General features: G+C 41.5%; 27 protein-coding genes. 22 read left to right on the top strand and 5 right to left on the bottom strand.

The window, feature by feature from the left end:
- Window positions 1–69 precede the first annotated feature (69 nt).
- Window positions 70–822, top strand: coding sequence for an SDR family NAD(P)-dependent oxidoreductase (locus C6Y06_RS11140; RefSeq protein ID WP_106036889.1), 753 nt, complete (start codon window positions 70–72; stop codon window positions 820–822).
- A gap of 372 nt (window positions 823–1,194) precedes the next feature.
- A complete protein-coding gene (locus C6Y06_RS11135; RefSeq protein ID WP_106036888.1) occupies window positions 1,195–2,208 on the top strand; it encodes an NADP-dependent oxidoreductase in 1,014 nt (337 codons plus the stop codon).
- A 450-nt stretch (window positions 2,209–2,658) separates the two neighbouring features.
- Here the strand turns inward: C6Y06_RS11135 and sigK are convergent, their stop codons facing one another.
- Window positions 2,659–3,384, bottom strand: a complete 726-nt coding sequence (gene sigK / locus C6Y06_RS11130) for an RNA polymerase sporulation sigma factor SigK (RefSeq protein WP_034620857.1) — start codon at window positions 3,382–3,384, stop codon at window positions 2,659–2,661.
- Window positions 3,385–3,618: 234 nt separating this feature from the next.
- Here sigK and C6Y06_RS11125 point away from each other — a divergent pair, with 234 nt between their 5' ends.
- The 4 genes from C6Y06_RS11125 (at window position 3,619) to C6Y06_RS20080 (ending at window position 6,699) form a co-directional block, all read left to right on the top strand.
- Complete coding sequence (locus tag C6Y06_RS11125; protein ID WP_034661385.1) at window positions 3,619–4,740, top strand: Rap family tetratricopeptide repeat protein; 1,122 nt, start codon at window positions 3,619–3,621, stop codon at window positions 4,738–4,740.
- Window positions 4,741–4,917: 177 nt separating this feature from the next.
- On the top strand, window positions 4,918–5,658 hold the full coding sequence (locus tag C6Y06_RS11120) for a polysaccharide deacetylase family protein (protein ID WP_106036887.1): 741 nt from the start codon (window positions 4,918–4,920) through the stop codon (window positions 5,656–5,658).
- Window positions 5,659–5,727: 69 nt separating this feature from the next.
- Entirely contained in the window at window positions 5,728–6,471 is a 744-nt protein-coding gene (locus tag C6Y06_RS11115; RefSeq protein ID WP_106036886.1) for an SGNH/GDSL hydrolase family protein, read from the top strand.
- Window positions 6,472–6,549: 78 nt separating this feature from the next.
- Window positions 6,550–6,699, top strand: coding sequence for a hypothetical protein (locus C6Y06_RS20080; protein ID WP_003217499.1), 150 nt, complete (start codon window positions 6,550–6,552; stop codon window positions 6,697–6,699).
- Between the two features lie 135 nt (window positions 6,700–6,834).
- Here the strand turns inward: C6Y06_RS20080 and C6Y06_RS11110 are convergent, their stop codons facing one another.
- Complete coding sequence (locus tag C6Y06_RS11110; RefSeq protein WP_003217327.1) at window positions 6,835–6,975, bottom strand: sporulation histidine kinase inhibitor Sda; 141 nt, start codon at window positions 6,973–6,975, stop codon at window positions 6,835–6,837.
- A 362-nt stretch (window positions 6,976–7,337) separates the two neighbouring features.
- Between C6Y06_RS11110 and C6Y06_RS11105 the strand changes: the two genes are divergently transcribed.
- The 8 genes from C6Y06_RS11105 to C6Y06_RS11070 are packed head-to-tail and all read left to right on the top strand — an operon-like array spanning window position 7,338 to window position 12,355.
- Window positions 7,338–7,859: a YqeG family HAD IIIA-type phosphatase gene (locus tag C6Y06_RS11105; RefSeq protein WP_034662006.1), complete on the top strand. Its 522-nt coding sequence runs from the start codon at window positions 7,338–7,340 to the stop codon at window positions 7,857–7,859.
- A 2-nt stretch (window positions 7,860–7,861) separates the two neighbouring features.
- Entirely contained in the window at window positions 7,862–8,962 is a 1,101-nt protein-coding gene (gene yqeH / locus C6Y06_RS11100) for a ribosome biogenesis GTPase YqeH (protein WP_034661381.1), read from the top strand.
- 21 nt (window positions 8,963–8,983) lie between these two features.
- Window positions 8,984–9,826, top strand: coding sequence for a shikimate dehydrogenase (gene aroE, locus C6Y06_RS11095; RefSeq protein WP_106036885.1), 843 nt, complete (start codon window positions 8,984–8,986; stop codon window positions 9,824–9,826).
- The gene (gene yhbY, locus C6Y06_RS11090) at window positions 9,820–10,110 is read left to right on the top strand and encodes a ribosome assembly RNA-binding protein YhbY (RefSeq protein ID WP_106036884.1); all 291 of its coding nucleotides are present in this window, start codon (window positions 9,820–9,822) and stop codon (window positions 10,108–10,110) included. Before aroE ends, yhbY begins: the two co-directional genes overlap by 7 nt.
- A gap of 13 nt (window positions 10,111–10,123) precedes the next feature.
- The gene (locus C6Y06_RS11085) at window positions 10,124–10,693 is read left to right on the top strand and encodes a nicotinate-nucleotide adenylyltransferase (RefSeq protein ID WP_060596641.1); all 570 of its coding nucleotides are present in this window, start codon (window positions 10,124–10,126) and stop codon (window positions 10,691–10,693) included.
- Window positions 10,683–11,246 carry a bis(5'-nucleosyl)-tetraphosphatase (symmetrical) YqeK gene (yqeK, locus tag C6Y06_RS11080; protein ID WP_106036883.1) on the top strand — a complete coding sequence of 188 codons (564 nt, stop codon included), beginning with the start codon at window positions 10,683–10,685 and terminating at the stop codon, window positions 11,244–11,246. Before C6Y06_RS11085 ends, yqeK begins: the two co-directional genes overlap by 11 nt.
- Window positions 11,247–11,258: 12 nt before the next feature.
- On the top strand, window positions 11,259–11,615 hold the full coding sequence (gene rsfS, locus C6Y06_RS11075) for a ribosome silencing factor (protein ID WP_003217467.1): 357 nt from the start codon (window positions 11,259–11,261) through the stop codon (window positions 11,613–11,615).
- Window positions 11,612–12,355, top strand: a complete 744-nt coding sequence (locus C6Y06_RS11070) for a class I SAM-dependent DNA methyltransferase (RefSeq protein ID WP_066030638.1) — start codon at window positions 11,612–11,614, stop codon at window positions 12,353–12,355. The genes rsfS and C6Y06_RS11070 overlap by 4 nt, the downstream gene beginning before the upstream one ends.
- Before the next feature lie 48 nt (window positions 12,356–12,403).
- On the opposite strand, the gene comER is transcribed toward C6Y06_RS11070, so the two are convergent.
- Window positions 12,404–13,252 carry a late competence protein ComER gene (comER, locus tag C6Y06_RS11065; RefSeq protein ID WP_060596644.1) on the bottom strand — a complete coding sequence of 283 codons (849 nt, stop codon included), beginning with the start codon at window positions 13,250–13,252 and terminating at the stop codon, window positions 12,404–12,406.
- Window positions 13,253–13,342: 90 nt separating this feature from the next.
- On the opposite strand from comER, the gene C6Y06_RS11060 reads away from it, so the two are divergent.
- The 3 genes from C6Y06_RS11060 to C6Y06_RS11050 all read left to right on the top strand — a co-directional run bounded on the left by C6Y06_RS11060 (window position 13,343) and on the right by C6Y06_RS11050 (window position 16,927).
- Window positions 13,343–13,972 (top strand): helix-hairpin-helix domain-containing protein, encoded by a 630-nt coding sequence (locus tag C6Y06_RS11060; protein WP_106036882.1) that lies wholly within the window; start codon window positions 13,343–13,345, stop codon window positions 13,970–13,972.
- Between the two features lie 65 nt (window positions 13,973–14,037).
- The gene (locus tag C6Y06_RS11055; RefSeq protein ID WP_034661371.1) at window positions 14,038–14,607 is read left to right on the top strand and encodes a ComE operon protein 2; all 570 of its coding nucleotides are present in this window, start codon (window positions 14,038–14,040) and stop codon (window positions 14,605–14,607) included.
- Entirely contained in the window at window positions 14,600–16,927 is a 2,328-nt protein-coding gene (locus C6Y06_RS11050) for a DNA internalization-related competence protein ComEC/Rec2 (protein WP_106036881.1), read from the top strand. The genes C6Y06_RS11055 and C6Y06_RS11050 overlap by 8 nt, the downstream gene beginning before the upstream one ends.
- Window positions 16,928–16,966: 39 nt before the next feature.
- On the opposite strand, the gene C6Y06_RS11045 is transcribed toward C6Y06_RS11050, so the two are convergent.
- On the bottom strand, window positions 16,967–17,101 hold the full coding sequence (locus C6Y06_RS11045) for a YqzM family protein (RefSeq protein WP_012010638.1): 135 nt from the start codon (window positions 17,099–17,101) through the stop codon (window positions 16,967–16,969).
- 237 nt (window positions 17,102–17,338) lie between these two features.
- Here C6Y06_RS11045 and holA point away from each other — a divergent pair, with 237 nt between their 5' ends.
- Entirely contained in the window at window positions 17,339–18,358 is a 1,020-nt protein-coding gene (gene holA, locus C6Y06_RS11040; RefSeq protein ID WP_060596647.1) for a DNA polymerase III subunit delta, read from the top strand.
- Between the two features lie 134 nt (window positions 18,359–18,492).
- Here holA and rpsT read toward each other — a convergent pair whose 3' ends face one another.
- Window positions 18,493–18,759, bottom strand: a complete 267-nt coding sequence (rpsT, locus tag C6Y06_RS11035; RefSeq protein ID WP_008342485.1) for a 30S ribosomal protein S20 — start codon at window positions 18,757–18,759, stop codon at window positions 18,493–18,495.
- Window positions 18,760–18,957: 198 nt separating this feature from the next.
- Here rpsT and gpr point away from each other — a divergent pair, with 198 nt between their 5' ends.
- From gpr to lepA, 4 genes are all read left to right on the top strand, one after another.
- Window positions 18,958–20,073, top strand: a complete 1,116-nt coding sequence (gene gpr / locus C6Y06_RS11030) for a GPR endopeptidase (RefSeq protein ID WP_034661368.1) — start codon at window positions 18,958–18,960, stop codon at window positions 20,071–20,073.
- A gap of 66 nt (window positions 20,074–20,139) precedes the next feature.
- Window positions 20,140–21,348, top strand: a complete 1,209-nt coding sequence (locus C6Y06_RS11025) for a stage II sporulation protein P (RefSeq protein WP_106036880.1) — start codon at window positions 20,140–20,142, stop codon at window positions 21,346–21,348.
- A gap of 14 nt (window positions 21,349–21,362) precedes the next feature.
- A complete protein-coding gene (locus tag C6Y06_RS11020; RefSeq protein WP_106036879.1) occupies window positions 21,363–21,695 on the top strand; it encodes a YqxA family protein in 333 nt (110 codons plus the stop codon).
- Between the two features lie 131 nt (window positions 21,696–21,826).
- Entirely contained in the window at window positions 21,827–23,665 is a 1,839-nt protein-coding gene (lepA, locus tag C6Y06_RS11015) for a translation elongation factor 4 (protein WP_060596649.1), read from the top strand.
- Window positions 23,666–23,702: the final 37 nt, after the last annotated feature.

The following is a 23,702-nucleotide window of genomic DNA, read 5'->3' as shown; positions in this document are numbered from 1 at the left end:
AAACCTTCTTATTTGATCTACTGAAACATGGTCAAGAACAAGGAGAAATATTTTTAAGGAGAGAATAATATGAAGTACACAGTTATTACAGGAGCAAGCTCAGGTATCGGATATGAGACAGCATTAGCATTTGCTGCTCGTGGCAAAAACTTAATTATTGCAGCTAGAAGATTAGATAAATTAGAAGAACTTAAATCAACCATTCAGAATATAAATCCTAGTTTAGATGTTATTATTCGGACAAGTGACCTATCTGTCAAAGATCAGGCATATACACTGTATAACAGTTTAAAGGAGTATCAAATTGAGACTTGGATTAATAATGCTGGTCTTGGTGAAACCTCTTCTGTCATAGATCAGAATTTAGATAAAGTAGAAACCATGTTACGCGTGAACATAGAATCCTTGACAATCCTTTCTACACTATTTGTAAGAGAATATGCTGATGTAGAGGGAACTCAATTAATTAACGTATCCTCAGCACTTGGATATGTAATTGCTGTTGGCAGTGTTGCTTACTCTGCTTCTAAATATTATGTTAGTGCCTTCACCGAAGGGCTTGCAAAAGAACTTGAACTGAAAGGTGCGAAAATGAAGGCAAAAGTTTTAGCACCAGCAATGACGGAAACAGAATTCGCAAAACATGCAAATGATATAAAAGAGTTTGATTACAAAGCAAATCTCCCTATGTACCACACAGCTAAGCAAATGGCAGGTTTTATGATGGAGGTTTATGACAAAGATGAAGTGGTGGGGGTTGTAGATGAAAACTATGAATTTAAGTTGAGAAAGCCGATCTTTCCAATACTAGAAAGCCTTTAAATCTAATTTTTATATATATGGTAACATAATCGTTTAGCGATGGCACCAATGACACGTAGCAGAGCGCAAGAGATAAGTATAACTTATGGCAAATATCAAGGTTCCACAAACAGTTTGGGACTGGGAAGTGACTCTCTATTTTTGTAACAAAAAAAGGGAATGAAAAGTAGTTTTTAAATTGAACCTGCAAAATGGACAGTAATGCTTAAAAAAGGCATACAACTGAAAAATGCTTGACGCATGAATTGCGCTACACTGGCTGACGTGTACTGCATTCGAACGCTATGGGCTGATGAACTCTAACATCTGTTCTACTGATTGAGTGTGGGAACACCAGCTGTAATAATCTCAAGGAAGGATGCTAATGAAAAAATGAAAACACTCATGAAAGCAGCTCAGATCACCAAGTATTCAAAAAATATCCATGCCAAAGTCAATGACATTCCAATTCCAGAAATCGATGAAAACGAAGTCTTGGTAAAGGTCAAAGCTGCGGCAGTCAATCCACTCGAAATGTTAATTATTACAGGCAGCGTGAAACTGATTCAAGATTATGAATTCCCATTAACGCTTGGTAATGAATTGACAGGAGTTATCGAAAAAATCGGAAAAAATGTGACAGAATTTCACGTAGGAGATGCCATCTATACACGTCTTCCCCTTAAAAAAATTGGTGCTTTTGCGGAATATGCCGCAATTGATGCTGCCGCAATTGCACCCATGCCAAAAAATTTATCTTACGTGGAAGCCGCTGCTGTACCACTGGCTGGACTCACAGCGTATCAAGGTCTACATGAAGAACTTGAGGCACAGTCAGGTAAATCTGTCTTCATTCCAGGTGGATCAGGCAGCTTTGGTCAAATGGCTGTACCAATAGCAAAGGAAATGGGCCTAAATGTCATTGTTAGTGGCAACTCAGAAGCGCGCGAACGCACTTTGGAAATGGGTGCAGACCAATATTTGGATTATGCAATAGAAAACTATGTTGGCTTGTTGTCGAATGTGGATTACGTGATTGATACACTGGGACCTAAAGAATTTGACAGTGAATTGAGTATCATCAAACCGGGCGGAAGATTGCTCTCTCTCCGTACAGGACCAAATAAACGTTTCGGGAAATACCTAAATTCCCCATTGTGGAAACGAATATTATTTTCCCTTGCTGGCGCAAATTATGACCGCAAAGCTAAGAAACAAAACGTGGAATATCATTTTATTTTCGTTCGTTCTGACGGCGCACAACTTAAAGAGATTACCAAAATCATTGAAGAAAACAACATTGTTCCAGCAATTCATCCAATACTATTTACTATAGACAACGTAAATGAAGCGCTAGAACTAGTCGCAAATGGACGACCAAAAGGGAAAGTGATTATTAATTTTTAAGGGGAATATGAAGAAAGCAGTCAAAAAATTGAGATCATTTATGTAAAGGATTTTGAAAGGATAGAAAAACTTCAGCAAGCCGGAGTTCTGTATCAGTAATTATAAAACATGGAGAACTAGCCATCCAATTTTCCCTATAAAAAAGTTGGATTTAAGACAGGTGGTTACTTTAACAGACATGCCACGACATGGTAATTACTGTCTGTTTATAAAAAACACTATATATAGACTAGAGATTAAAATTCTTAATCAATAAGATGAAAAAGTAAAGAACAATCCTTGTTTTGACTTATCATTTTTAACCATAATTCACATAAACGTATAGAAACGATGGCAAATGAATATAAGGAGTGTAATGGAAATAAGCTCCATAACCAATGATATGGTTTTATTATGTTGAGTGCTTAGTGGAATGAAAAGAAGCCGGAATTTAGACCGGCTTCTTTGATATTATTTCCCCTTCTCCCGCTTCCGTTTCTCCTTCTCCGCCCGGTAAAACTCATGAAACATCTTCATCAGCGCCCGCTTCTCAATACGGGATACATAGCTCCGCGAAATCCCGAGCTCCTTTGCTATTTCCCGCTGCGTTTTTTCTTTCTTTAAATCAAGACCGAACCGGCCGACGATGACTTCTTTTTCTCGGCCGTCGAGAATGTCGATATACTCCTTTACTTTTTCAAGCTCCATGTTGAGCTGAATGGTATCGATCACATCTTCACTTTCTGATTTTAAGACATCAATTAAAGAAATTTCGTTGCCTTCTTTATCCTGACCGATGGGGTCATGTAAGGAGACATCCTTTTTAGTTTTTTTGAGTGCGCGTAAATGCATCAGAATTTCGTTTTCAATACACCTTGCCGCATACGTTGCCAGCTTTGTTCCTTTTCCAGAGGAATAGCTTTCGATGGCTTTAATGAGTCCGATCGTCCCGATGGAGATGAGGTCTTCAGCGTCTTCCCCGGTATTTTCAAATTTCTTGACAATATGGGCGACGAGCCGAAGGTTATGTTCAATCAGCATATTTCTCGCGTGTTCATCGCCCTGTGCCATAAGGGCTAAGTATTTTTTTTCATCATCTCCTGAAAGGGGCTGTGGAAAGGCATTGTTTTTGACATAGGACACTAAGAACACCAATTCTTTGACCATCAATCCCATCGCTGTAAATACTCCTGCCACGATTTTCACCTCCACCATGTTTAGGCCACTGCCTATATCCTCAAATGTATGTGAAGGGGGGATTGTCTGTGTCTGTACGATGAAAAAATCATCTTTTTCGAAAAAAACGGGCTTCTGTTCGTCTGTTTTTGCTGCCCTTCTCATATGTTTGCGGTTTCTTTGCGGTGCTTGGCGGTCAAGAAGCGTGCTAAAATATGTAATATTAGACCGAAAAGGAAGGGGTTTTTTCGGAACATGGGGAAGGTTCTTTCTTCACATGTAGGTATGAAAATTAATGAATGGTATCGAATGATACGGCAGTTCAGTGTTCCAGATGCGGAAATCCTGAAAGCAGAAGTAGAAGCGGAAATTGAACGGATGGAAGAGGACCAGCATTTACTGATTTATTATCAGCTCATGTGTTTTCGGCACCAAATCATGCTTGACTATATACACCCTTCAAAATATCAACCTTTCTCAGTATCTAATCTTGTCGATAAAATCGAAAATTCCAATCATGAGTTATCTGATATGCTGCATTATTACCATGCATTTTTTCGTGGCATGCATGAGTTTAGTCAAAAAGAATATTTAGAAGCCGTCAAATATTATCGAGTGGCAGAAAAACAGCTGTCCATGGTATTTGATGATATTGAGCAGGCTGAGTTTCATTTTAAAGTAGCAGAAGCCTACTATATAATGAAGCAAACGCATGTCTCGATGCATCATATTTTAAAGGCGCTGGAAATATACGATCAGCATGATGCCTACTCTATTCGCATCATTCAGTGTCTTTTTGTTATCTCAGGAAACTATCAAGATCTAAAACGAAAAGACCGGGCACTGCCTCATTTAAAAAAGGCAAAACAGCTCGCATCACAGATTGATCATCCGCGGATATACAGTTCAGCGCTTTATAATTTAGGAAAATGTTATGGGGAGCTGGGCTATAGAGAGGAAGCAGAACGCTATTTAACGGAATCGGCTGATATTGCCTGTAAAGAGCAGCTTCCCACGCTTCCGCATACGCTCTATACGCTGGCAAAACTGCTTTTTAGACAAAATGAACAAGTGGAAGCACGCCGCATATTAGAAGATGGAAAATTAGCTGCAAAGAAGCATGAAGACCAGCTGTTTTGTCATATGTTTGAGTATCTGGATGCTTTATATGTTCAAGGAATGAATGAAGAACAACTGCAAAAAACCATTGATTATTTGGAAAAACTTAGCCTATACTCTTATATAGAGGATATCTCACTAGAAATTGCGACAGCCTTAGAAGCCTCTCAACAATACCAGAAGTCCAACCAGTATTATCAGAAATTATTATGGGCTCAAAATCAAATCCAAGAAGGAGAGTGTCTGTATGAATTCTAAGCAACGTTCGACAGTTGAAGAGAGAAACCAAACGTGAAACAAAAAGCGGGCCTGATGGGCCGGCTTTTTTTTATGTCAAAAAAGAAGTCAGAGATGCGGACCGTGACTATGAATGCTGAATGATTCATCAAAAAGCGGGCAATTTAATCTGTAAGAATGTTCTGTGGAGGCGGTCAAATGAGAGGGTTGCATGTCTTGATGTGTATATTGCTGCTATGTGCTTTTGTTCCTAATGAAGTAGAGGCATATACATTAAAACGAGTCGATCTTGAAAAAACGGGACATGCCTTTTGGGACATGAGAGCGGAACGGAAAAAGATTGCGATCACCTTTGATGATGGACCTCATCCAGTTTACACGAATCAAATATTGGATGTGCTGAAGCAGCATCAAGTAAATGCCAGCTTTTTTGTCGTAGGAAGCCGGATTCACGCATATCCAAAGATCGCAGAACGGATTGTGGACGAAGGAAATGAGCTTGGCAATCACACGATGAATCATACGTATTTTGACCTGTTATCATCAAAGGAGATCAAGCAGGAATTAAAAGAATCAGCGGCTCATATCGCTTCACTTCAGCCTGGCGGACCCTTATTATTTCGCCCCCCTGGCGGCCGCTTGACGATGACATCATTCCGCATTTTGTCAAAGCAAGGATATGATGTGGTCATGTGGTCCTTTACGCAAGATCCGAAGGACTGGTCAAGACCAGGCTCACGCAAAATTGCGAGCCGGATTATTGATCATATTCAAGGCGGCGATATCATTCTTTTGCATGATGGCGGGGGCAATCGGAAGCAGACGGTAGAAGCACTGAAACAAGTGATTCCTGAATTAAAGGATCGAGGCTATGAATTTGTCAAAGTGAGCGAACTGCTGCATCATGACAAAGCGTATGTACCTGTTCACCTGCAATAGGAAGCATTCGTCAAAAACAGTCATTCATTGAAACCAAAAGTCTTGTCGTTTACTATATGAAGAGGGCTTTTGGAGGTGAATGTTGTGAAGAAATGTGTTGTCCTTTTTATCCTGCTTTGTGTCGCTGCTGGGTGCTCAAAGCCAGAACAAGAAAGTGTCATTGCATTTGGCGACAGCAATACAAGGGGATCAAACTGGGACTTTCGAGATTATCCAACATCTGAAAAATGGGTGAATCTCATGAAAAACGTCGAGCGCGGCCAAATTCAAGTGAAGAATGCAGGCATTGGCGGGCAGACAACTGAAGACGCGAAGCTTCGCTTTGAGCAGGATATTTTAAAGCAGAAACCAACTTACGTCCTCATCATGTTCGGTACGAATGATGCGGCGATTTTAGATGGGAAACATCCCCGCGTGACGAAAAAACGATTTAAAGAAAATGTATCCTACTTCATTTCTGAAAGTAGAAAAGAAGGCATTACCCCGATTCTCATGACCTGTGTACCTGTTGTAGAAGGCGGAAAAAAGGGCTTGTATTACTACTCTAGGTATAAGTCATCTTATTTTGCGGAGAGAGGCGGGGCAAGAGCTTGGCAAAATTCCTATAATGACATTACGAGAGAAATAGCCAAGGATCAGCAAGTACCGCTAGTCGACAATTGGAATGCGTTCATCCGAGAAGCTGGTGAAGATAGTGACAATGCGCTGATTCAATCAGGTTTGATCGACCCTTCTGGCAATCATATGACGCCAAAAGGGGCAAGAATTATTTATAACGAAATCAAAGAGCGTGATGTTATCAAACATTTTTAAATGATGGCCATCTGCCTAAACAAGACCATCCATCCAGCATAGTCTAACAGTATATCTTCCTAGAAGGAGGTAACTGATATGTGGGGATGCCCTTATCCTTACCCTGCGTGTTCACCTTATCCAGCTCAAGGAGCAGGAATCGGTTACGCTTTTCTTGTTGTGTTCCTTGTGGTCATTTTGGTCGTAGGCGGAGGGTTATGGTTTTGGAATGAACAGCCTTGCAAATAAGACACCTCTTCTTTGATGAGAAGGGGTGTTTTTTACGGAAAATAGTAGTAAGCCTATAGCGCAAGTGATATAATATCAGTCACCTGAGTTTAAAAAAGGAGAGTGCTCGGGAGGCATGGTTCCTGCGAAATGGAATTAAGAGGAAACAGAGAGCATATGCCCGAGCGAACGTCTTTTCATTTCTGTCTCAATTAATTCAATGAAGTCGCGATTTAAGTTCATTTCATTTGCTTTATAATACGATTCTATAAGTAAATCATCTGACAGCTTTTTCATACTAGAAACCCATATGATGGGAAAAACACCTCCCCTGAAAAAGTTGGCATAAAACTTAAGGAAAAGACATATCATCATAGGTTGATCGAATGTCTCTGAAGTACCTTTAATCTACCATGAATGGGAAACAAGAACAATCGTTCTGTTATCCACATGGTGAAGTGGATAACTTGTGGGTAGAGTGTTTATAATTGAATGAAAGCGTGATGAAATATAGGTGGATAATGTGTGTAAAATTATCCACACCTGTTGAAGGTCCTCGTCATATGTCGAAAACTTTTTCATTGTATTCGATAGACAGACAAATTGTGATTTGATTCGACACCATCGCTGAAAAACCAAGGGAAGAAAGGGTGCAAATTGTGCTAAAGAAGTATTTCTTACCGGATGAATTTGTGAAAAGCATTTTCCACATTTCACCGCAAAAATTAAAAGAACGAAATGTAAAAGGAATTATTACCGATTTAGATAACACACTAGTAGAATGGGACCGTCCAAGTGCGACGCCCCGCTTAATTGAATGGTTTCAAGAAATGAAGGATCACGGGATACAAGTGACGATTGTATCGAACAATAATGAAAAAAGGGTCAAGCTTTTTTCTGAACCAGTTCATATCCCGTTTATTTATAAAGCGAAAAAGCCTATGGGAAGAGCCTTTAATAAGGCAGTCTCTGATATGCAATTGAAAAAAGAAGATGTGGTGGTCATTGGGGATCAGCTCATGACCGATGTACTAGGCGGGAATCGTCATGGCTTCCATACGATTTTGGTCGTCCCTGTCGCTGCCTCGGACGGATTTTTCACCAAGTTTAACAGGCAGATTGAACGCAGAATTTTAGGAGCCTTAAAGCGTAAGGGCCACATTCAGTGGGAGGAAGAGTAATAATGGAAAAGGTTGTTTGTATTGGCTGCGGTGTAGCCATTCAGACGGAAGATAAAGATCAATTAGGATATGCGCCGGCAGCATCTCTATTGAAAGAAGATGTGATCTGTCAGCGCTGTTTTAGGTTAAAGAACTACAATGAAATACAAGATGTTTCTTTAACAGAAGACGACTTTTTAAATATATTGCACAGCATTGGAGAGACAGATTCTCTGATTGTAAAGGTCGTTGATATTTTTGACTTTAACGGAAGCTGGATCAATGGGCTGAGTCGTATTGTCGGTGGTAATCCGATTTTACTCGTCGGCAACAAAGTAGATATTTTACCGAAATCCGTGAAAAAAGATCGTCTGATTCATTGGATGAAACGGGAAGCGAAAGAAAACGGATTGAACCCGATCGATGTTTTCTTAATCAGTGCAAGCAGAGGTCAGGGCGTACCTGAGGTGATGGAAGCGATCGATCATTACCGTGAGGGAAGAAATGTCTATGTCGTCGGCTGTACGAATGTTGGAAAATCAACATTTATCAATCGAATCATCAAAGAAGTATCTGGCGAAGAGAACGTGATCACCACATCCCAATATCCAGGTACAACACTTGATGCCATTGAGATCCCGCTTGATGACGGATCTGCTCTATTTGATACGCCGGGCATTATCAACCGTCATCAGATGGCGCACTATGTCAGCAAAAATGACTTGAAGATCTTAACGCCGAAAAAAGAATTGAAACCGAGAACGTTCCAATTAAATGAAGCACAAACGCTTTATTTTGGCGGCCTTGCTCGATTTGATTATGTAAAAGGCGGCAGAACGTCATTTGTCTGCTATATGCCAAATGAGCTGAACATACACAGAACAAAGTTAGAGAACGCAGATGATTTATATGAAAAACATGCCGGGGAACTGCTATCACCGCCATCAAAAGAGGGGATGGAAGATTTCCCTCCGCTCGTTCCGCATACCTTTACGATTGATCAGCCGAAAATGGACATCGTCTTTTCAGGCTTAGGATGGGTAACGGCAAATGATGCAGGGAAGCAAATCAAAGTCTATGCGCCAAAAGGCGTTCATGTGTTTATGAGACGTTCGTTAATTTAAATGTTCAAAGGGGGAGAGACCTTGAAACCTTTATACGGATTAATCGGTAACCCTGTTGGTCATTCAATGTCTCCGGATATTCATAATGCAGCATTGAAGGATGCTGGGATTGATGGACATTATCATGGCTTTCAAGTAGAAGACGAAGACCTTAAAGATGCCATTCACGGTATGAAAGCCTTAGGAATAAGCGGCTTTAACGTCACTGTTCCGCACAAGGTAGACATTATGCAGTACCTTGATAAAATTGATGTGACAGCTGAACGCCTGCGTGCAGTCAATACGGTGCGGCTCGAAGGAGGTCAGCTCGTCGGGTACAACACAGATGGAGAGGGCTTTCTTCATTCATTGCTTGAAGCCTTGGATCAGCCATTATCAGAGCTGTCATTTCTTATGATTGGTGCTGGCGGAGCGGCAAGAGCGATTTATACGACAATCGCTGACTATGCACCGAAAAGCTTTGATATCACCAACCGCACCATTGAAAAAGCTGAGGCTTTAATTGAAAGTGCAGATGGGAACATCACATCTAGTGCCATTACTTTAAAGACAGCAGAAGAACGACTTGGGGAATATGATGTCATCATCCATACGACCTCAATCGGTATGTACCCGAATGTTGAAGAAACCCCGATTTCTTTAGCAAACGCAAAAAAAACAGCGGTCGTTTGTGATATTGTGTATAATCCAATAGAAACAAAGCTGCTCAAAGATGCAGCCGGGTTAGGTTTGAAAACAGTAGATGGTGTCGGCATGTTTGTTGGACAAGCAGCAAGAGCCTTTGAATTGTGGACAGGCATCACGCCTGACGCCAGAAAAATGAAGTCAATTGTGATAGAGAAATTAGGAGGAACACCATGTTAAAAGGGAAACAAAAACGTTTTTTACGTGCAAAAGCACATCATTTATCACCTATTTTTCAAGTAGGAAAAGGCGGGGTAAATGACAATATGATCAAGCAAATTTCCGAGGCGCTTGAAGTAAGAGAACTGTTAAAGGTCAGCGTATTACAAAACTGCGACGAGGACAAAACGGAAGTTGCGAAAGCACTTGTAAAAGGTGCAAAAGCTGAACTTGTTCAAACGATCGGAAATGTGATTGTCCTTTATAAAGAATCGAAGGGAAATAAACAAATTAAGCTGCCGTAAAGGTGGATGTGATATGAAAAAAATAGGGTTGTTTGGCGGTACGTTTGATCCTCCTCATAATGGGCATTTGCTGATGGCGAATGAGGTGCGTTTTCAAGTAGGGCTTGATGAAATGTGGTTTATCCCAAATCACAAGCCCCCTCATAAAACAGACCGGAAACGAGCAGATAGTCGTCACCGAGTGAAAATGGTGGAAGCGGCGATCCAGTCAAATCCACATTTTCGGCTGGAGCTCATTGAAATGGAGCGAGAGGGTCCATCTTATACAGTGGATACGGTGGAGCTTTTAAAGAAGCGTCATCCTGAAGATGAGTTCTTTTTTATGATTGGAGCTGACATGGTCGAGTATTTGCCAAAATGGCATCGGATTGATGATTTGCTTCAGATGATTACCTTTATTGGGATGAAAAGACCGGGTTATGCCGGAAGTACGGCATATCCTCTTTTATTTGCAGATGTTCCAGCTTTTGATGTATCATCGACATTGATTAGGCAGCGAATAAAGCAGGAAAAACCTGTCGATTATTTGATACCGAAAGCTGTTGAGCGTTATATAAAGGAGCATCATTTATATGAATCGTGAAGAAGCATTGAACTGTGTCAAAGAGCAGTTAACAGAGCATAGATATACACATACACTCGGGGTCATGAGTGCAGCCATTTCATTAGCGGAACGGTTCGGTGCAGATGTGAAAAAAGCAGAGATCGCCGCTATTTTTCATGATTATGCGAAATTTAGACCAAAGGAAGAAATGAAGGGAATTATCCAGAAGAAACAGATGAACCCTCTATTGCTTGAATATTCGCCTGAGCTTTGGCATGCCCCGGTTGGTGCTTATCTGGTTAAAAAGGAAGCAGCTATTAACGACCAAGACATTTTAACTGCCATTGAATTTCATACATCAGGCAGGCCAAACATGACATTACTTGAAAAGGTCATTTATGTCGCTGATTATATCGAACCAGGACGTCATTTCCCTGGTGTTGAAGAAGTAAGAGAGTTAGCAGAGCATGATTTGGATAGCGCGCTGGTTCAGTCACTAAAAAACACCATCAGCTTCTTATTGAAAAAGAATCAGCCAGTCTTTCCAGATACATTGGCTACTTACAACTCGCTTGTGCATAAGAACAATTAAGGAGGAATTTGGATGGATTCATCATCAATTTTAAACGTCGCGGCAGGAGCATGCGATGATAAACGGGCTGAGGATATTATTGCCCTTAATATGCAAGGAATCTCACTTGTTGCCGATTATTTTCTCATTTGTCACGGGAACTCTGATAAGCAAGTGCAGGCCATTGCAAGAGAAGTAAAACATCTTGCAGAGGAAAGTGGGATCGAAGTGAAGAAGATGGAAGGCTTTGATGAAGCAAGATGGGTATTGATTGATCTTGGTGATGTCATTGCTCATGTGTTCCACAAAGAAGAAAGAGGATACTACAACCTAGAGAAGCTATGGGGAGATGCGCCGAGAGAAACGCTTTCACTTGGCATTAACTCATGATTTATCAAGGGTTTGCAGGTGTGTATGACGAGCTCATGACACATGCACCTTATGATGAATGGGTTCAGTGGATCCAGCAGAATATCAAACCGAATGCTGCCATTATTGATGTTGGCTGTGGAACTGGAGAGATTTCTCTTCGGTTAGCTGAAAAGGGCCACACAGTCACAGGAATTGACCTCAGTGAAGAAATGCTGGCCTTCGCGCAGCAAAAAGCACAGGCGAAAAGGCAGTCAATTCAATTTTTACACCAAGATATGAGAGAGCTTACGGGTTTTGAGCAAGTCTTTCAAGCAGCGGTTATTTGCTGTGATTCCTTGAATTACTTAAAAAACGAAAATGACGTCAAAAAAACCTTTAAAAACATGTTTCAGCTTTTAGAGGCAGATGGGGTTTTACTCTTTGATGTTCATACACCTTATAAAATGGAAGAGGTATTCCCAGGTTCGACTTATGCCGATCAGGATGAAGAGATCAGCTATATTTGGCAGAGTGATAAAGGGGATGACGTGTATTCGGTCATTCACGATTTAAGCTTTTTTGTAAAGGACGGAGACGTGTATCAGCGTTATGATGAGACACATGAACAGCGCACATTTCCATTTGAGACATATGCGGCGTTCCTTGAGTCCGCTGGCTTTGTACAGATAGAAGTGACTGCTGATTTTACAAATGAAGTCCCTGGGGAATTAGCCGAAAGATATTTCATTTCAGCTAAGAAACCAAAAACCATCGTTTAATGGAACGATGGTTTTTTAAAACCCTTTTTTCGCTTGTTGCAGAGATGATTAATTTCTGCGATCATCAGTAAACACACTTGGCGGGTATTGATGCGCAACCGCTTCAAGGTCTTCATCGAATTTTTCATGGGTGTTTTGAAAGAGGCGGTGAAACATATCTTGAACACCTGCTTCAAGTGCTTTAATCCCTTCACCAGTGACGCCGCCTTTAACACACACTTTGTCTTGCAGTGTCGGAAGGGTATAGACTCTTTTTTCAATCAAACGGCCAAGTCCTACAAGCATATCTTCTGATAAGGTGGTGGCTTCTTCTTTAGAAATATCTGTTTCTTCGACAGCTGCTTCAATCATTTTCTGAACGAGAAAGCTGATAAAGGCAGGACCGCAGCTGACGATATCTGACGCCGCTCTTGTAATCGAATGATGAATCTCAACGGGTGTTGAAATGCAGGAAGCTAACTGTCTTAACGCTGTTTTCGTCGCGACATTGCATGACGATCCAAATGTTAAAAGTGACGCCCCTGATAAAGCGCGGTTCGTAATGCTTGGAATCAGCCGGGCTGTTTGACAAGGAACGATATCCTGAAGCTGTTCAGGATGTACCGGGCTTGTGATGATGACAATGGTTTGGTGCTCTGTTAAAAGAGGGCTCAGCTCTTTTAAAAGTGGATAAATATCAAGTGGTTTGACACAAACAAAGATAAAATCTTTATTCGTGACAGCTCCTGTAAGCTGTTTCGTAACTTCAAGCTCTGGGTGGTTCTTTTTTATATTGAACGCTTTTTCAATGGTCCGGTTTGTGATGGTGATGGATGAGGGATTGACTGCCTTTGATTCAATAAATGCCTCAGTAAGTATGGTACCCATGTTTCCTGTACCGATTATCCCTATATTCAAACGTTCTCCCTCCTTAGACGCATAGGATCTGTTATCTTCTAAACAGTATGTTGAGCAATAGAAAAATATGATTGAAAGAAGCGTGAGCACGTGAAGCGACTCATTCCATTGAAAAAATACAGTCTTTATATCGGAGCTGGGCTCATGGTCGTGATCATCATCACTTTTTTCCTTTTCGCAGGAAATAGGGAGAGCAGCAGAGAGCCAAGTGTATTGAAGGAAGATAAAGACATACAAGTCACATTAGAAGACAAACAAGAAAAGACCGATCATGAATCATCTCCCATTTTTGTAGAGGTCAAAGGAGCTGTGAAAAAACCAGGTGTTTATAAGTTTCAATCTGATGCACGGGTAGAAGAAGCGATCCGGAGAGCAGGGGGCTTTACTAGTAAAGCAGACACGATTGAAATCAATCAAGCAGCAAAATTAGAGGACAGTATGATGATTTATGTCCGGAAGCAGGGAGAAGCGGAGAGGCAGACGCAAATAGCAGCTACTGACGCTCCATCGGGTAATGAAAAGAGTCAAGGTGTCAATGTCAATCAGGCTGATGCGGCGGAATTGCAAACCATTAACGGAATAGGGCCAGCTAAAGCAGAAGCCATCATTACGTACAGAGAGGAACACGGGGAATTTCAACAAATTGAAGATTTGCGGAACATTTCAGGTTTTGGGGAGAAGACCATTGAACGGCTGAAAAGTGAATTGACCGTTAAGTAGAATTGACGGTATAGAAGAAAGGCATGTACACTTAATACCAACCATCATTCTGGAGGGATCAGCTCGTGGAAAGAATTTCATGGAATCAATATTTTATGGCACAAAGCCATTTGCTTGCTTTACGAAGCACCTGTGAGCGGTTAGCTGTTGGGGCGACCATCGTCAGAGACAAACGTATCATTGCAGGGGGATATAATGGCTCAATTGCTGGTGATGTCCATTGTGCAGATGTGGGATGCTATGTCATTGATCATCACTGCGTTCGCACCATCCATGCGGAAATGAACGCTATTTTACAATGTGCCAAATTTGGTGCACCTACAGCGGATGCTGAAATATATGTCACGCATTTTCCTTGTTTGCAGTGCTGTAAAGCCATTATTCAAGCAGGTATTCGAACCGTATACTATGCAAAGGATTATAAAAATCACCCATATGCCGTTGATTTATTTGAGCAGGCAGGTGTTCAAACGGAACAAGTTGAACTGGATGAAATGATCATCGACTTAAAAAATCAAGAAAAATTGGCCTTTGTTGCAGATTTAATTGGCAAGTTAAGTGAATCAGGACTTAGTGAAACAGAAATTCGCGTTATGCATGAGAAGGCGAATCAATTATTTACTTCCTATGTTTAATTATTTGCCGTTTGGGGCAATTTCAGCAGCTGTTGGAATTGCTCTGGCTGCATATCATCTTCATATGTATTTCCTTCTCTTTCTTCTCATCATATTACTTCTCAGCCTACTGAAAAAAATTCCCCGGCTCTTTCTGATGGTCAGCCTATGTGGAGCTGTTTATACTCTTATTTTTATGGTTCATGAGTTTTTTGAAACGGATCAACCTGTACAAGAAAAATTTCTTTCCGGCTCCGTTGTGATTGAAAGTATTCCGAAAACAGATGGCAATCGTTTTTCAGCAACTGTGTCAACAGAACATGAACGGCTAGCCGCTTTCTATACCATTCAAACAGAGCGTGAAAAAGAGGCGCTAAAAGATGTAGAGCCAGGTATGAGCTGTCATATGACAGGTGATGTTCGGCCGCCTAAACACGCAACCATTCCTAACGGGTTTCAATACGATCAATTTCTAAAATCAAAAGGCATTAGCGCCATTTTCTTACCGCAGTCAATCAAAGGCTGTACAAAAAAAGACAGACCTTCCTATTATCTTCAAGCGATGAGACAAAAGGGCTTAAAATTCTTAGAAGATCATGTGCCGAAAAACTCTGTAGGCATTGTACAGGCCCTTATTTTTGGTGATCGTGAGTTGATTGATCCTGACACATTAAGAGACTATCAAATGCTCGGCATTATTCATCTGTTAGCGATCTCAGGACTGCATGTGCAAACGCTTCTTGCCTGTTTATTTTGGTGTCTGCTTCGTGCCGGTGTGACAAGAGAGACAGCACGTATTCTTCTATTATTCTTTCTTCCTGTTTATGCTTGTTTGACAGGTGCTGCACCATCGGTTTTAAGAGCTTGTCTCATGGCAGGAATCTATTTAGTGATGACGAGCCTGCCGAAAGAAATGAAACAGCCTTCTGCTGTCGTATTAAGCGCAACGTTTTTACTCTTATTAGCGATTCATCCTCTATATCTATTTGATATCGGATTTCAGCTTTCATTCGTGGTAACGTTCTTTATTTTGTTATCGACCAAAATCTTATCACAAGCGAAAAGTGCAGTGATGCAGTTATTCCTTATATCCTTTGTTGCGCAGCTTGCCTCACTTCCTGTTCTTTTATATCATTTTCAGCAATTTTCTTTGCTGAGCATCCCATTGAATATGATGTTTGTCCCTTTTTATACGACGGTTGTACTGCCTCTGTCCTTACTCTTTTTTCTTTTGTCCATCATTTATCTCCCTTTTGGACAAGCATTGTTCCAGCTGCTTGATTCGGTCATCCAGCTAAGTCATCAGTTGTCAGCACATATGGCAGTTTTTGATGGGTTTAACTTGATTTTTATGAAATCTACTTGGTGGCATATTCTTCTGGAAGTGAGTGCCATTGTTTTTCTGCTGTTTGTGATGGAGTGCAAAGCTTCTGTGAAATCCTATTCTGTGCCAATTCTTTTTTCCATTGGTGTTTTGAGTGTACACTTTTTTACTCCGAACTTTCTCCAAAAAGGGGAGGTCACGATGCTGGATGTAGGACAGGGGGATAGTTTGTTTATTCAACTGCCCTATCGAAAGGGGCATCTGCTTGTGGATACAGGGGGCAGACTTTCTTTTGAAGAGGAACCGTGGAAAAAAAGACGTAAAGTATCTACGATCGGTGATCAAACGCTGATCCCGTTTCTGCATTCTAAAGGTATAGCAAAACTTGATGTGCTGATTCTCACGCATGCGGATCAAGATCACATGGGAGAAGCGGTTCGTTTAATCAACCGAAATAAAGTAAAGCGGCTGGCCATACCAAAAGGCTTTGCCCGAAGTCCAGAGGACGCAAAGCTGCTAAAAGAAGCAGCTAAAAAAGGGATATTTATTGATGAATTAGAAAGAGGAGATCAGCTCCGAGTTGGAGAGCACATATTTGAGGTTCTGCACCCTTTGCAAGACCGGGTGACAAGTAAGAACAATGATTCACTCGTTCTGGCTTTTACTCTTGGCGGAAAACGTTTTCTGTTCACTGGAGACCTTGAACAAGAAGGGGAACGAGACATCATAGAAGCCTATCCCCACCTGCGAGCGGATGTCTTAAAGGTTGGGCATCATGGGAGTAAAGGGTCAACAAGTGAGGAGTGGCTTCGACATCTGGAGCCGTCGCATGCACTCATTTCGGCTGGTGAACGCAATCGTTATCAGCATCCTCATCAGGAAGTTTTGAAAAAACTAAAGGATCATCAAATGGAGGTGTACCGCACAGATCGAGACGGTAGTGTGACCTATGAATTTCTTGAGAAAAAAGGAACGTTTTACACGCAACCTCCATATGATATCTTACAAAATCAATAAAAAAACTGCCAAAACGGCAGTCATTTAGCAATCATGAAGTTAAGATCCAACGAGGTGTATAATTGTTGCCAAAATAAACATTGAGGCGAAAAATCCGAATGTGACGATAAAACCAACGGCTGAGTCGGTCACATCATTCCGCTTGCTTTGAACATTTTTTTCAAATTCATTCATTTTCATCCCTCCTGGCTAATTTTAGTATACTTGAACTCATTTGGAATTGCTAGAAGGTAAAGTAACCGTTTTCCATTTTCATGATCATTTTATGAATATCGTCTGACAGCGAGCTGACCCGGGAGCTTGCACCAGACGTTTACTATAAATGAGGAGGCGGCACTTTCAGCTTCCTCTTTACTAATGTCTTCACACACTTTAGGATAGAGGAGGAAGTGAAAGAGAGGGATTCAATTTATGGTCTTTGAAGTTTGGAACAATTTAAAAAGAGGGGATATCCATCCCGTTTATTGCTTATATGGAAAAGAAACGTATTTACTGCAAGAAACAGCAGCTAAATTAAGACAAGCTGTAGTAGACGAGGAGACGAAGGATTTTAATTACTCCGTCTTTGATATGGAAGAGGTGCCGCTTGAACAGGCTGTGACGGATGCAGAAACCTTTCCGTTTATGGGAGAAAGGCGGCTCGTTGTGATCAAGAATCCTTATTTTCTTACAGCGGAAAAGAAAAAGGAGAAGATTGAGCATGAGCTTTCTGTGTTAGAAGCTTATTTAGAAAAGCCGGCGCCTTATACCATTCTCGTGTTATTAGCACCATATGAAAAGCTGGATGAACGGAAGAAAATCACCAAATTGCTAAAAAAGAAAGCGGCTATGGTTGAGGCAAAAGAGTTAAACCCAAAAGAAACAACGGATTTCACCATTACACTGGTGAAAACAGAAGGAAAGGCGATGACATCTGAAGCGGCTGAGCAGCTTGTGATGCTATGCGGTGGGAGTCTATCCTCATTGTTTCAAGAGGTCAGGAAGCTGAGTACATATATTGGAGAACGAGAAGAAATTGAATTAGCGGATGTCAATCAGCTCGTTGCAAGAAGCTTAGAGCAGAATATTTTCGAATTAATTAACCAAATTGTCAACAGACGCCGCTCTGAGGCCATGCAGATGTTTTATGATTTGCTGAAACAAAATGAGGAACCCATTAAAATATTAGCACTCATATCAACTCAATTTCGATTGATTTTGCAGACGAAGTATTTCGCTCAGCAAGGATATGGGCAAAAACAAATTGCTTCAAATCTAAAAGTCCACCCATTCCGCGTCAAACTTGCTATGGATCAGGCAAGGCTGTTTTCAGAAGAAGAGCTCAAGCAGATTGTCAAAGAGCTATCAACGATCGATTATGAAATGAAAACCGGTAAAAAGGACAAGCAGCTATTGTTAGAATTGTTCCTGCTTCGACTATTGGGCGCTTGAGCATAAAAAAACGACCTTCTAAAAAGAGGGTCGTTTTTGTTTAGATGTATAATTGCCAGTCTGTCCTAATGGCTGAGCCGGTCAGGACGGACGTACAGTTAAACAGTTGCCTCATCACTGAGGCGTTGCAAGCATTATGCAGAAAGTCCGTTTACTTGTTTAGCAAGTCTTGACTTGTAACGCGCAGCTGCGTTTTTGTGTACAAGACCAGTTTTAACGGCTTTGTCAATGCGTTTTGCAGCAGAAGAAAGAGCAGCTTTTGCTTGCTCAGCATCGTTGTTAGCTACAGAAACTTCAACTTGTTTAATCGCAGTACGCATCGCAGACTTGATTGTTGCGTTGTGTGCACGGCGTTCGTTATTCGTTTTTGTACGTTTGATCGCTGATTTAATATTTGGCATGTGTTTCACCTCCTAAGATACAACCTAAACACAATTGTCTTAAGGTTAAATCTTCACAATAGAACAAGTTGTATTCTATCAAACACACCTTTAGAATGCAATATAAATGTAAAGTATTTTTCATTGATGAAGCGCTCGAATGTTTCTTTAAAGAGATGGAAAGACTACTGTTAATTACTTGGTGGAAGGAGTCTTTTTATGGAGAAACAGAAACTTGATTTAAGTGCTTATCAAATCCGGACAGACTTGGCTGTTGAAACAAAAGAGATACTAGAACAAGAGAACGATCCGAATGTCGTCAAAAAGGACGGAATTCAAGGGATTGTCGAAAAGGAAAAAGAGGAGCACGGCATCCGTATACGCACAGTGGAGATCACGAAAGAAGGGGAGGAGCTGACCAGCAAAAAGGCAGGAACATACTTGACGCTTGAGGCGCAGGGCATTCGGGAGAAAGATTCTGAGATGCAGGAAAAAGTCGTCGAAGTATTTGCGCGTCATTTTGCTCAGTTTTTAAAAGACCGAGGCATTCAGGCTGATGCGAGCTGTCTTGTAGTAGGACTAGGAAACTGGAATGTCACGCCAGATGCGCTAGGCCCGCTCACGGTTGAAAGCCTGCTTGTGACCCGGCATCTCTTTGAATTGCAGCCGGAAAATGTACAGGAAGGGTATCGCCCAGTGTCCTCTTTATCACCGGGAGTGATGGGACTGACCGGTATTGAAACAAGCGACATTATACAAGGTGTAATCGAGCGGTCCAAACCTGATTTTGTCATTGCAATCGATGCTCTTGCTGCTCGTGCAGTGGAACGGGTGAATACCACGATTCAAATCTCTGATACAGGCATCCATCCCGGTTCAGGTGTAGGGAATAAGCGGAAAGAATTAAGCAAAGAAACGTTGGGAATTCCAGTGATTGCGATTGGCGTTCCAACAGTGGTAGATGCAGTAACCATTGCAAGTGACACAATTGATTATGTCTTAAAGCATTTTGGTAGAGAACTGAAAGATGACCGGCCGTCCCGCTCTCTTGTGCCGGCTGGTTTGACTTTTGGGAAGAAAAAAGTGCTAAACGAAGAAGACTTACCAGATGAGGAAACGCGTCAATCATTTTTAGGTATCGTAGGGACTCTTCCGGAAGAAGAGAAACGGCAGCTGATCCATGAAGTACTTGCGCCGCTAGGGCAAAATTTAATGGTCACGCCTAAGGAAGTGGATACATTCATTGATGATATGGCAAACGTACTCGCCAATGGATTAAATACAGCACTCCATCAAAAAATCTCTCAAGATAACATGGGTTCTTATAATCATTAATCGGTTCTACTTTCTCTAGCTCGCTCATAGTGTAATTACTAGAAAGCGTGCTGGAGGGAGTAAATCATGAAAAAAAGACCCCGCCGTCCTCGACAGTTGGTCGTTGCGATTAATGGAACAAAAGTAGTGAAAAGCATTTTCTTATTTATAGCCTCGCTTGTTGTGGTGTTTGTGATGTCAGGGGCGTTGACATCTTTAAAGCCAGAGCTGAGGCCGCAAGCCTCACTATATGGTGTAGCAGATGAGCTTTCCGGAGCGTTCTTCGCTACATTAATGGGTATGGAAAATCAATATTTCGCCTCAGCAGTCCCGAAAGATCAAAAAGGGTTTCATTTCTCTGGACTGTCACTCAAGCTTGCGACTAGTATCAATTTAGAAGACCCGCGTAGTTTTCTAGGGAGAGAACTCCCAGGTTTTGAACATTTTGATACAAAAATCATCTTAGCGGGTGAAGGAACAGACTATACCAACATGCCAATGGAATCGCCGCCGCCAAGTGAAGTCATCCAAGATGAAAAAGAAGCAAATTTGGCAGAGCTGGACAAGCTCGACAAAGATGTGCCGAAAAAGCCTGCGAAAGAGCCGGACCGGTCGACAGGAAAACGAAAAGCCGTGTACATTTACCACACGCATAATACGGAATCATATTTACCATTTTTAAAAGGAGAAACGAATCCAAACAATGCACGGCACTCAAAAGTGAATGTCACCCTTGTCGGCGATATGTTCGGAAAGGCGCTTGATCAGCAAGGCATCGGGAATACGGTCGACAAAACGGAAGTTGAAAAAAGGCTCCTGCAAAAAGGATTAAAGTATCCCCAGTCTTATAATGAATCAAGATTGGTCGTAAAAGAAGCCTTAGCGAAAAATGATGACTTCGAATACTTAATTGATATCCACCGTGACTCAAGAAGAAAGAAAGACACCACTGTCGAGATCAAAGGAAAAAAATATGCGAGAATTGCGTTTGTTGTAGGGAAGAAGAATCAAAGCTATGAGAAAAACCTCAAGCTTGCGACGGAGTTCCACCATTTGATGGAGAAAAAATATAAAGGTCTTAGTGTCGGTGTGTTTGCCAAAGGCGAAATTGGCGATAATGGAATTTATAATCAAGATTTATCCGACAAAGCCCTTCTTTTAGAATTTGGCGGAGTGGATAATAATATGGAAGAATTGAAAAATGCATCCAATGCAGCAGCTGATGTCTTCAGCGACATTTTCTGGGACGCGGAAAAGGTAAACGGCAAAGCAAAGGATGAGAAAAAACGCTCTTAAGGTGGTGACGGTGCATGGGATCATTTATTGGAAAAACCATTATTTTAGGACTAGTCTTGCTATTTGGCGTCTTTTTAGGAATGCAGCAGGCGAATAATGGCATGCTGCAAATGAAGGGTTACCATGACCCGCAATTAAAAGGCGCGTTCTCCATCCAAATGAACGAAGATGAAGAACGAGAAGCCTCTATCTTAGGAACGGCTGTTACAGAAAAGGATCTTGCCGAAAAACAAAAGCAGCTTGAGGAAATAGAGAGCTTTAATGCCTTCTCCAAGGCAGGAAAAGCGCTGTCTGATGGCATGACACATGCAGCCCGTTCTCTTTATGAGTGGATGAATGGGAAATAAACAAATCAACACTATATGACTAAAGCCGCTGACCGATGAGCGGCTTTTCTTGATTTCGATTGAATCTTTACAGCCCTATTGATATAATCTAAGCTAGCGCAACCCGCGTTTTATAGTAGGAGTGATAGATTGTGACAGATAAAGAAAAACGATTAGAACGGCAATCAAGAATTCGAAATTTCTCCATTATCGCCCATATTGACCATGGGAAATCCACATTGGCGGACCGTATTTTGGAAAAAACAGCGGCGATTACTCAGCGAGAAATGAAAGAACAATTACTTGATTCCATGGACTTAGAGCGTGAACGCGGCATAACGATTAAATTAAACTCTGTCCAGCTGAAATATAAGGCGAAGGATGGAGAAGAATATATTATGCACCTGATTGATACACCAGGGCATGTCGACTTCACCTATGAGGTATCTCGAAGCCTAGCTGCCTGTGAAGGTGCAATTCTTGTAGTAGATGCAGCACAAGGAATTGAAGCACAGACACTTGCGAACGTTTATTTAGCTCTTGATAACAACTTAGAGATTCTTCCGATTATCAATAAAATCGATCTGCCAAGTGCAGAGCCTGAGCGTGTAAGAGAAGAAATTGAAGATGTCATCGGGTTGGATGCGTCTGAAGCTGTTCTCACCTCTGCTAAGGCGGGTATTGGGATCGAAGATATTTTAGAACAAATCGTCGAAAAGGTGCCGGCACCTGCTGGAGACCCAGAAGCACCGCTTCAAGCTCTTATTTTTGATTCTCTCTACGATGCGTATCGCGGCGTTATTGCGTACATACGAATTGTTGAAGGAACCGTCAGACCAGGTCAGAAAATCAAAATGATGGCGACGGGCAAAGAATTTGAAGTGCTTGAAGTCGGCGTATTCACACCAAAAGCGATGCCGACAGATGAACTCACTGTTGGAGATGTTGGCTACTTAACAGCAGCGATTAAAAATGTCGGTGATACACGTGTGGGGGATACGATCACAAGTGCGGAGAACCCAGCGAAAGAAGCGCTGCCAGGATACAGAAAGCTGAACCCAATGGTGTACTGCGGACTTTATCCAATTGACACAGCGAAATATAATGACTTACGTGAAGCCTTAGAAAAGCTTGAATTAAATGATTCTTCCCTTCAATATGAGGCAGAGACGTCCCAAGCACTTGGCTTCGGTTTCCGCTGCGGCTTTCTTGGAATGCTTCATATGGAAATCATCCAAGAACGGATTGAACGTGAATTCAAAATCGATCTTATTACGACAGCACCAAGTGTTATTTACGATGTGTATATGACAGACGGAGAAAAAATCGTCGTAGATAACCCGTCGAATCTGCCTGATCCGCAAAAGATTGAGAAAATTGAAGAACCATACGTGAAAGCAACAATGATGGTGCCGAATGATTATGTAGGCTCTGTCATGGAGCTTTGCCAAGGAAAGCGCGGCAATTTCATTGATATGCAATACCTTGATGCAAACCGAGTGAGCATTGTGTACGAAATTCCTTTGGCGGAGATCGTGTACGAATTCTTTGATCAGCTCAAGTCCAACACAAAAGGCTATGCGTCCTTTGATTATGAGCTGATTGGCTACCGCCCATCTACTCTAGTGAAAATGGATATCATGCTGAATGGCGAAAAAATCGATGCCCTTTCCTTTATTGTTCACCGCGATTACGCATATGAACGAGGCAAAATCATCGTAGAAAAGCTGAAAGAACTCATTCCACGCCAGCATTTTGAAGTACCAGTTCAAGCAGCGATTGGACAAAAAATCGTGGCTCGTTCTACCATTAAAGCGATGCGTAAAAACGTACTTGCTAAATGTTATGGTGGAGACATTTCCCGGAAAAGGAAGCTTCTTGAGAAGCAAAAAGAAGGGAAAAAGCGCATGAAACAAGTGGGCTCTGTTGAAGTCCCGCAAGAGGCATTTATGGCTGTGCTGAAGATGGACGACAGCACACCAAAAAAATAACACCCTCAAGGCAACCTGCTTTACAATGTCAGCCTTG

It is taken from the genome of Bacillus sp. MZGC1, from assembly GCF_002998605.1.
Classification (GTDB): Bacteria; Bacillota; Bacilli; order Bacillales; family Bacillaceae; genus Bacillus.
The sequence above is the reverse complement of the archived record's forward strand: the minus strand, read 5'-3'. Positions and strand labels throughout refer to the sequence as shown.

Bases quoted from the DNA above. Each gene is read 5' to 3' on its own strand.
- C6Y06_RS11050 (WP_106036881.1), top strand. From the start codon at position 14,600: ATGTTTAATTATTTGCCGTTTGGGGCAATTTCAGCAGCTGTTGGAATT.
- rpsT (WP_008342485.1), bottom strand. From the start codon at position 18,759: ATGCCAAATATTAAATCAGCGATCAAACGTACAAAAACGAATAACGAA.
- C6Y06_RS11085 (WP_060596641.1), top strand. From the start codon at position 10,124: ATGAAAAAAATAGGGTTGTTTGGCGGTACGTTTGATCCTCCTCATAAT.
- C6Y06_RS11025 (WP_106036880.1), top strand. From the start codon at position 20,140: ATGAAAAAAAGACCCCGCCGTCCTCGACAGTTGGTCGTTGCGATTAAT.
- yhbY (WP_106036884.1), top strand. From the start codon at position 9,820: ATGTTAAAAGGGAAACAAAAACGTTTTTTACGTGCAAAAGCACATCAT.
- C6Y06_RS11125 (WP_034661385.1), top strand. From the start codon at position 3,619: ATGGGGAAGGTTCTTTCTTCACATGTAGGTATGAAAATTAATGAATGG.
- yqeK (WP_106036883.1), top strand. From the start codon at position 10,683: ATGAATCGTGAAGAAGCATTGAACTGTGTCAAAGAGCAGTTAACAGAG.
- yqeH (WP_034661381.1), top strand. From the start codon at position 7,862: ATGGAAAAGGTTGTTTGTATTGGCTGCGGTGTAGCCATTCAGACGGAA.
- C6Y06_RS11045 (WP_012010638.1), bottom strand. From the start codon at position 17,101: ATGAATGAATTTGAAAAAAATGTTCAAAGCAAGCGGAATGATGTGACC.
- holA (WP_060596647.1), top strand. From the start codon at position 17,339: ATGGTCTTTGAAGTTTGGAACAATTTAAAAAGAGGGGATATCCATCCC.
- C6Y06_RS11110 (WP_003217327.1), bottom strand. From the start codon at position 6,975: ATGAAAAAGCTGTCAGATGATTTACTTATAGAATCGTATTATAAAGCA.
- C6Y06_RS11140 (WP_106036889.1), top strand. From the start codon at position 70: ATGAAGTACACAGTTATTACAGGAGCAAGCTCAGGTATCGGATATGAG.
- C6Y06_RS11135 (WP_106036888.1), top strand. From the start codon at position 1,195: ATGAAAACACTCATGAAAGCAGCTCAGATCACCAAGTATTCAAAAAAT.
- C6Y06_RS11120 (WP_106036887.1), top strand. From the start codon at position 4,918: ATGAGAGGGTTGCATGTCTTGATGTGTATATTGCTGCTATGTGCTTTT.
- C6Y06_RS20080 (WP_003217499.1), top strand. From the start codon at position 6,550: ATGTGGGGATGCCCTTATCCTTACCCTGCGTGTTCACCTTATCCAGCT.
- rsfS (WP_003217467.1), top strand. From the start codon at position 11,259: ATGGATTCATCATCAATTTTAAACGTCGCGGCAGGAGCATGCGATGAT.
- gpr (WP_034661368.1), top strand. From the start codon at position 18,958: ATGGAGAAACAGAAACTTGATTTAAGTGCTTATCAAATCCGGACAGAC.
- C6Y06_RS11070 (WP_066030638.1), top strand. From the start codon at position 11,612: ATGATTTATCAAGGGTTTGCAGGTGTGTATGACGAGCTCATGACACAT.
- C6Y06_RS11020 (WP_106036879.1), top strand. From the start codon at position 21,363: ATGGGATCATTTATTGGAAAAACCATTATTTTAGGACTAGTCTTGCTA.